Raw genomic sequence first — 6,491 nt, 5'->3', positions numbered from 1 at the left:
TTAGAGTTCGGATTATTGGCAATCGCACAGAATATTAGAAAAAGAGTGGCATAAAATGCCTCTTTTTACACCAAAATACCGAAAATATATTTTTCCAATGTCTGAGCTTCGCATATTTAGAAAAATACCGAAAATCACACAGACGTAAAATGCAATAAAATAGGGCTGCCTCTTTTTCTTTAGAGACAGCCCCTTTTTTTTTAATTATACGTAAGGTTATTTTGGTGAAGGTTGTTAAAAACCTATCTTTTTAGTTGCTTTTGTGTTTTTAAAAGAGAGAGGCTTTTCTGTGATTTTGTCTTGTGAATCAGAATTGGAATCATTTTATTGCCCTATAAAATATTTGCTGCATGGTATTTGCAAGGTCCTTAATTAGTAAATAATGCTAAAACAATAAGGCTAATGTAACACAGTAGTGATTTACATTTATTATATTTGTGATTAAACAATTTAGAATAATGGAGTTGAAATTACATAGACCCATTTGTTTTTTCGATTTAGAAACAACAGGGGTGGACGTTGCAAAAGATAGAATTGTCGAAATTGCTATTTTAAAAGTATTTCCCAATGGTAACAAGGAAAGCAAAACTTGGTTAGTGAACCCTGGTATGCCAATTCCTGAACATTCAACAAGTATTCATGGGATAACGGATGAAAAAGTTGCTAATGAACCTCATTTTAGGGAATTAGCTCCAGTTATATATCAAATGATTAAGGATTCAGACTTAGCAGGATTTAATTCTGATAGATTTGATATTCCTCTATTAGTTGAAGAGTTGTTAAGAGCAGGTATCGATTTTGACATGGGTAACCGTGTTTCAGTAGATGTTCAGACTATTTTTCATAAAAAGGAAGAGCGAACTTTAAGTGCTGCTTATCGTTTTTATTGTGATCAAACTCTGGAGAATGCGCACTCAGCAGAAGCAGATACCAATGCAACTTATGAGATTTTAAAAGCTCAACTTGATCGCTATAAGGATTTAGAGAATGATATGAAGGCTTTGTCGGAATACACTACTAGAAAAAAGAGTGTTGACTTTGCTGGATTTATTGCTCTAGATGAGCAAAATAGAGAAGTTTTTGCTTTTGGTAAGCACAAAGGAGTTTTAGTAGAGCATGTTTTAGAAAACGAACCTGGTTACTATGGTTGGATACAAAATGCGGATTTCCCATTATATACTAAAAAAGTTCTTACAGGTATAAAATTACGTAAGCTTAATAATAAACTATAAAATTAGATTTTCGAATGAAAATTATTTGCATTGGAAGAAACTATGTAGAGCACATAGAAGAGTTGAATAATGAAAGGCCAAGTGAGCCAGTTATCTTTATTAAACCAGATACTGCTTTGTTAGGAAAAGAAATACCTTTTGTTATTCCTTTTTTCTCTACTGATATTCATTATGAACTAGAGGTTGTAGTTAAAGTATGTAAAGTAGGGAAGTTTATTGAACCTAAATTTGCCCATAAATACTACGATCAGGTAAGTGTTGGTATTGATTTTACAGCTAGAGATTTACAAAGTAAACTCAAAGAGAAAGGTCTGCCATGGGAGAAGGCAAAAGGATTTGATGGATCTGCTGTAGTAGGCAATTTTATAAATAAAGAGGAATTGAAGGACTTAAACGATATGCATTTTTCAATGAGTAAAAATGGACATGTGGTTCAAAGTGCTTCTACCAAGCAAATGATTTGGTCTATTGATGAGTTAATTAGCGAGGTATCTAAGTATTTTACTTTAAAAACCGGAGATTTAATTTTTACAGGTACTCCTGTAGGTGTTGGTAAAGTAGAAAGAGGTGACGAATTACGCGGAAGCCTAGAGGGACAAGAATTATTCCGTATATCTATAAAATAACATTATGGCATTATATTACGATGTTGGACCACTTTGTCGTCGATATAATGATGATAAAGTAAAAGTAAAAAGCATATTGGAGGCGTTTTTAGCTGATTCTAAACATAGTTTAAAACAGATAAAAAGGGCAATAGAGAAAAAGAACTATTCTAAAGTAACTAAGCATTTAGAGAAATTAAAGCCTTCTTTAGAGTATTTAGGTATTGATCAAGCTATGGAAGAGTTTGGCTTTATAGAAAAATGGATTCAAGACAAAGGAAAAATAAAAGAGGTAAAGGAAAACTTTAAAGCTTTTAAAGAACACGTTAAGAAAGCAAAAAAGGAGATTAAAAAAGATTTTTGTTTACAAAAGGTATGACAGCAAGTATTGTTACCATTGGAGATGAAATTCTCATAGGGCAAATAATGGATACTAATTCTGCTTTTATTGCCAGGGAATTGGATCAAATTGGCTGTGAAGTAGTTCAAATCTGTAGTATTGCCGATAAAAGCAGAAGTATTAGGCAAATAATGTCAAGCTTTATAAATCAAGTAGACTTAGTTGTTTTAACTGGTGGACTCGGACCTACTAAAGACGACATTACTAAAAAAGTGTTTTGCGAATTTTTCGAGGATCATTTTGTAATGGATCCTTTGATATTGCAACAAGTATGTGCTATTTTGGCAAAGCCAGATCCAAGTGAATTATTGGATATTGAGGCTAACCAGGCCTTAGTACCTTCTTTGGCTAAAGTCTTTTTTAACTCTTATGGTACTGCCCCAGGTATGTTAATGCGTAAAGGAAATACTACCTTTATTATTTTACCAGGAGTTCCTTTAGAGATGAAAACCATTTGGAAAGAAGAAGTTTTAGATTATATAAAACAACATTTTAAATCAAATGTTGTTCTACATAAAAGTATTTCTACCTATGCAATAGAAGAGAGTGAGTTAGCTCAAATTCTTGCTCCATGGGAAAATACTTTACCCTCGGAGGTGACTTTAGCTTATTTACCCCTACAAGGAAGGGTGAATTTGCGTTTGACAGCTAGGGGAGAGGACAAAAATGAATTAAAAAATAAATTAGAACAATCTTTACAAAGTATTCCTTTTCAGGCGTTTGAGTTTATTTTAGGATACGAGGATATAGATTTTTCGCAAATAATATCCAAAGAGTTGCATATTAGAAATAAAACTATTTCTTTTGCAGAAAGTTGTACAGGTGGAAGATTGGCAATAATGTTCAATTCTAATCCTGGAGCCTCTACTTATTTTAAAGGAGGAATAATTCCTTATGCAACAAGTAGTAAAATAGATATATTAGGAGTTGATCCATACTGTGTAGAAAAATATAGTGTGGTAAGCGAACAAGTAGCTATTGAAATGGCTAAAAAAGCAAAATTGCGATTTGCAAGCGATTTTGCAGTTGCAACAACTGGTAATGCAGGACCTAAAAAAGGGGATTCTAGTGCTGATGTAGGAACCGTTTATATTGGAATTGCTACTCCAAACAAAGTTTTTGCAAAAAAATTTCAATTCCATGGATCTCGTGAAAGAGTCGTAAATTGTGCTGTTTCAAAGGGTTTGGAATTGATATATAAAGAAATAATAAAAAAATAACGGAAAATATTTTGTATAATAATTTTCTTTTCCGTTACTTTGCACCCTGATTTTGAATATTGAAATAAAAGATAAGAAATAATGTCAAGAGTTTGTGAAATTACTGGTAAAAGAGCAATGGTTGGAAACAACGTTTCTCACGCGATGAATAAAACTAAGAGAAAGTTTTCTGTGAACTTAGTTAAAAAACGTTTCTACATTGCTGAAGAAGACAGATGGGTAACATTGAAATTATCAACGTCTGCATTAAAAACAATTAATAAAAAAGGTATTACTGCTGTATTGAAAGATGCAAAAGTAAAAGGATTAGTTAAGTAATCGGGACCATAAAAAATAGAATACGATGGCAAAGAAAGGTAACAGAATACAAGTAATCTTAGAATGTACTGAACATAAAGCGTCTGGTTTACCAGGAACTTCAAGATACATCACGACTAAGAATAAGAAGAATACTCCAGATAGATTAGAGATTAAAAAATTTAATCCTATCATGAAGAAAGTAACAGTACACAAAGAAATTAAATAATTAGTAGTCATGGCAAAAAAATCTATAGCAGCTTTAAGAACAGGTTCTAAAAAGTTGACTAAAGCAATTAAAATGGTGAAATCTCCAAAGACAGGTGCTTACACATTCGTAGAAGCTGTTATGGCTCCTGATTTCGTAGACGAATTCTTCGCAAAGAAGTAATTTGACCATTATAAAAATCTTGAAAAAGCCGTCTTTTTAGACGGCTTTTTTTTATTTTATTAGATTAATGGAAGTTGTGGATTTATTTTGGAATAAAGTCTACTTAATATTTCTATATTTGTATTAGTTAAAAAAGGTTATTATGAGTTTTTTTAAGAAATTATTTTCTTCTGAAAAGAAGGAAACTCTTGACAAAGGACTAGAGAAGTCTAAGGACTCGTTTTTCTCTAAACTTACCAAAGCAGTTGCTGGGAAAAGTAAAGTAGATGACGATGTACTAGATGATTTAGAAGAAGTACTTGTAAGTTCAGATGTTGGTGTAAATACTACATTAAAAATTATCGATCGTATTGAGGCGCGTGTAGCACAAGACAAATATGTAGGTACCCAAGAGCTTAATAAGATATTAAGAGAAGAGATCGCTGGGCTATTATCTGAGACGCAGTCAGGAGAAGCAACAGAGTTTGAAATTCCTAAAGATAAAAAGCCATATGTTATAATGGTTGTTGGAGTTAATGGTGCAGGAAAAACTACTACGATAGGGAAGTTAGCTTATCAATTTAAGAAAGCTGGTCTAAATGTTGTTTTAGGTGCTGCCGATACATTTAGAGCTGCTGCAATCGATCAACTTCAAGTTTGGGCAGATAGAGTGGGAGTGCCAATTGTTAAGCAACAGATGGGGAGTGATCCTGCCTCTGTAGCTTTTGATACTCTCCAATCTGCAGTTACTCAAAATGCCGATGTTGTAATCATTGATACTGCAGGTAGATTACATAATAAAGTTAATTTAATGAATGAGTTAACAAAGGTTAAGCGTGTAATGCAAAAGGTTATTCACGACGCTCCTCACGATGTAATGTTAGTTTTAGATGGTTCTACAGGGCAAAATGCTTTTGAGCAAGCTAAGCAGTTTACAGCTGCTACAGAAGTAACAAGTTTAGCCGTAACAAAGTTAGATGGTACTGCTAAAGGTGGTGTAGTGATCGGGATATCGGATCAATTTCAAATACCAGTTAAATATATTGGTGTTGGTGAAGGTATTGAGGATCTTCAAGTTTTTAATAAGGTGGAGTTTGTAGACTCTTTTTTTAAATAATTAAAAGATGAGGTATTTTAAGATTTTCTTACTACTTAGTTGTGTAGCTTTTTTTGTTAGTTGTTCTTCTTCAATTAGTCCGAAAGAAATACAACTTCTTAATGGTTATTGGGAAATTGCTAGAGTGCAATTGCCCGATGGGACAACAAAGGATTTTACAATTAATGGAAGTATTGATTTTTTTGAGGTTAATCAAAGTGTAGGTAAGCGTTTTAAAGTAATGCCTCAATTCAATGGCGAATATCTAACTAACGAAGTAGCGGAAGATTTTGTTATAGATTATCGAAAGGATTCTACTTGGATAATATACACTACAGATTACTCTTCTTGGGAGGAACAATTAATGAAATTGAATGATAAGGAGTTAGTTGTTAAAAACCAAAATGATATTATTTATACCTATAAACGACCAGTTCCTTTTACTTTAAAATAATACACGTGAAGAAATTCAATGCATCTAAAAGACTTCGTGAAAATAATACTATAGGAGATATCCTACAGATTATTATTAAGGAAACACCTTTGCAAAGTGGGTATAACAATGTTAGTATCCAACAAGCATGGGGGGATATTTTAGGTCCAGGTATAAAAAATTATACCTTGGATATCTTATTGAGAAAGGATGTATTGTATGTCGCTCTTTCTTCCCCAATTGTAAGAGAAGAATTAACCTATGGAAAAAGTAAAATTATCTCTCTCTTAAATGAAGAATTAAAAAGTGAGATTGTTAGAGATATTGTCTTTCGTTAAGCGAGAATAAACAGAACAGCAGGCTAGATAATATTATCTAGCCTGTTTTGTTAGTGTGCCCAGCATGGGTAGTAACTCTAGGGTGTAAGTCCCGAACACGCCTTTACAACGGGAAGTGTTAGCCAAATGCAAGGGTGTCCATCGCAAGGTGGAATCTGAAGGAAGCGCTAGGCAAACCCTTGACCTGACGAACAGAAACTATATCAGGCTCAATAATATCGGATAAGGTTGCTAAACAAACTGAAGTCCAAAGTTGTACGGAGATATTTAGGGTAAATATAGCAGGTATATGAGGGGAAAGTTACTGTTCTTACCTGGGGAGGTCTTACAGACATAGGAAAGTTTTTTTTTACAGAACTATGGATAACAATTGCTGTAAGAAGTCAGCAGAAGTCATAGTAGGTATGGATACAAGCTTGGCAATACCAAGAAGTCTTACGAAATACTGAAGGACTGAACTTAATTTAAATGAGTAGTAAATGAATGTTACCTAATGAAGG

At 33.2% G+C, this 6,491-nt stretch carries 10 protein-coding genes; all 10 read left to right on the top strand.

Annotation, left to right across the window (positions count from 1 at the left end):
* The first annotated feature begins 458 nt into the window (after window positions 1-458).
* Window positions 459-1,232: an exonuclease domain-containing protein gene (locus ACYSNX_RS12800; RefSeq protein ID WP_461755051.1), complete on the top strand. Its 774-nt coding sequence runs from the start codon at window positions 459-461 to the stop codon at window positions 1,230-1,232.
* A gap of 14 nt (window positions 1,233-1,246) precedes the next feature.
* Complete coding sequence (locus tag ACYSNX_RS12795) at window positions 1,247-1,858, top strand: fumarylacetoacetate hydrolase family protein (protein ID WP_461755050.1); 612 nt, start codon at window positions 1,247-1,249, stop codon at window positions 1,856-1,858.
* A 4-nt stretch (window positions 1,859-1,862) separates the two neighbouring features.
* Window positions 1,863-2,216, top strand: coding sequence for an Hpt domain-containing protein (locus ACYSNX_RS12790; protein ID WP_461755049.1), 354 nt, complete (start codon window positions 1,863-1,865; stop codon window positions 2,214-2,216).
* Window positions 2,213-3,457 (top strand): CinA family nicotinamide mononucleotide deamidase-related protein, encoded by a 1,245-nt coding sequence (locus ACYSNX_RS12785; protein ID WP_461755048.1) that lies wholly within the window; start codon window positions 2,213-2,215, stop codon window positions 3,455-3,457. The genes ACYSNX_RS12790 and ACYSNX_RS12785 overlap by 4 nt, the downstream gene beginning before the upstream one ends.
* An 81-nt stretch (window positions 3,458-3,538) precedes the next feature.
* On the top strand, window positions 3,539-3,775 hold the full coding sequence (gene rpmB / locus ACYSNX_RS12780; RefSeq protein WP_010250743.1) for a 50S ribosomal protein L28: 237 nt from the start codon (window positions 3,539-3,541) through the stop codon (window positions 3,773-3,775).
* A 25-nt stretch (window positions 3,776-3,800) separates the two neighbouring features.
* The gene (gene rpmG, locus ACYSNX_RS12775) at window positions 3,801-3,983 is read left to right on the top strand and encodes a 50S ribosomal protein L33 (RefSeq protein WP_006260303.1); all 183 of its coding nucleotides are present in this window, start codon (window positions 3,801-3,803) and stop codon (window positions 3,981-3,983) included.
* A 9-nt stretch (window positions 3,984-3,992) separates the two neighbouring features.
* Window positions 3,993-4,145: a DUF4295 domain-containing protein gene (locus tag ACYSNX_RS12770; protein ID WP_461755047.1), complete on the top strand. Its 153-nt coding sequence runs from the start codon at window positions 3,993-3,995 to the stop codon at window positions 4,143-4,145.
* Window positions 4,146-4,287: 142 nt separating this feature from the next.
* Window positions 4,288-5,241 carry a signal recognition particle-docking protein FtsY gene (gene ftsY / locus ACYSNX_RS12765; RefSeq protein ID WP_461755046.1) on the top strand — a complete coding sequence of 318 codons (954 nt, stop codon included), beginning with the start codon at window positions 4,288-4,290 and terminating at the stop codon, window positions 5,239-5,241.
* A 7-nt stretch (window positions 5,242-5,248) separates the two neighbouring features.
* Window positions 5,249-5,674 (top strand): hypothetical protein, encoded by a 426-nt coding sequence (locus ACYSNX_RS12760; protein ID WP_461755045.1) that lies wholly within the window; start codon window positions 5,249-5,251, stop codon window positions 5,672-5,674.
* Window positions 5,675-5,679: 5 nt separating this feature from the next.
* Window positions 5,680-5,991 carry a DciA family protein gene (locus tag ACYSNX_RS12755; RefSeq protein WP_461755044.1) on the top strand — a complete coding sequence of 104 codons (312 nt, stop codon included), beginning with the start codon at window positions 5,680-5,682 and terminating at the stop codon, window positions 5,989-5,991.
* Window positions 5,992-6,491 lie beyond the last annotated feature (500 nt).

The sequence above is a fragment of the Myroides sp. LJL115 genome, from assembly GCF_054871665.1.
This window is presented reverse-complemented; position numbering and strand designations above follow the sequence as displayed.

Bases quoted from the DNA above. Each gene is read 5' to 3' on its own strand.
- ACYSNX_RS12760 (WP_461755045.1), top strand. From the start codon at position 5,249: ATGAGGTATTTTAAGATTTTCTTACTACTTAGTTGTGTAGCTTTTTTT.
- rpmB (WP_010250743.1), top strand. From the start codon at position 3,539: ATGTCAAGAGTTTGTGAAATTACTGGTAAAAGAGCAATGGTTGGAAAC.
- ACYSNX_RS12790 (WP_461755049.1), top strand. From the start codon at position 1,863: ATGGCATTATATTACGATGTTGGACCACTTTGTCGTCGATATAATGAT.
- ACYSNX_RS12785 (WP_461755048.1), top strand. From the start codon at position 2,213: ATGACAGCAAGTATTGTTACCATTGGAGATGAAATTCTCATAGGGCAA.
- ACYSNX_RS12800 (WP_461755051.1), top strand. From the start codon at position 459: ATGGAGTTGAAATTACATAGACCCATTTGTTTTTTCGATTTAGAAACA.
- rpmG (WP_006260303.1), top strand. From the start codon at position 3,801: ATGGCAAAGAAAGGTAACAGAATACAAGTAATCTTAGAATGTACTGAA.
- ACYSNX_RS12795 (WP_461755050.1), top strand. From the start codon at position 1,247: ATGAAAATTATTTGCATTGGAAGAAACTATGTAGAGCACATAGAAGAG.
- ftsY (WP_461755046.1), top strand. From the start codon at position 4,288: ATGAGTTTTTTTAAGAAATTATTTTCTTCTGAAAAGAAGGAAACTCTT.
- ACYSNX_RS12770 (WP_461755047.1), top strand. From the start codon at position 3,993: ATGGCAAAAAAATCTATAGCAGCTTTAAGAACAGGTTCTAAAAAGTTG.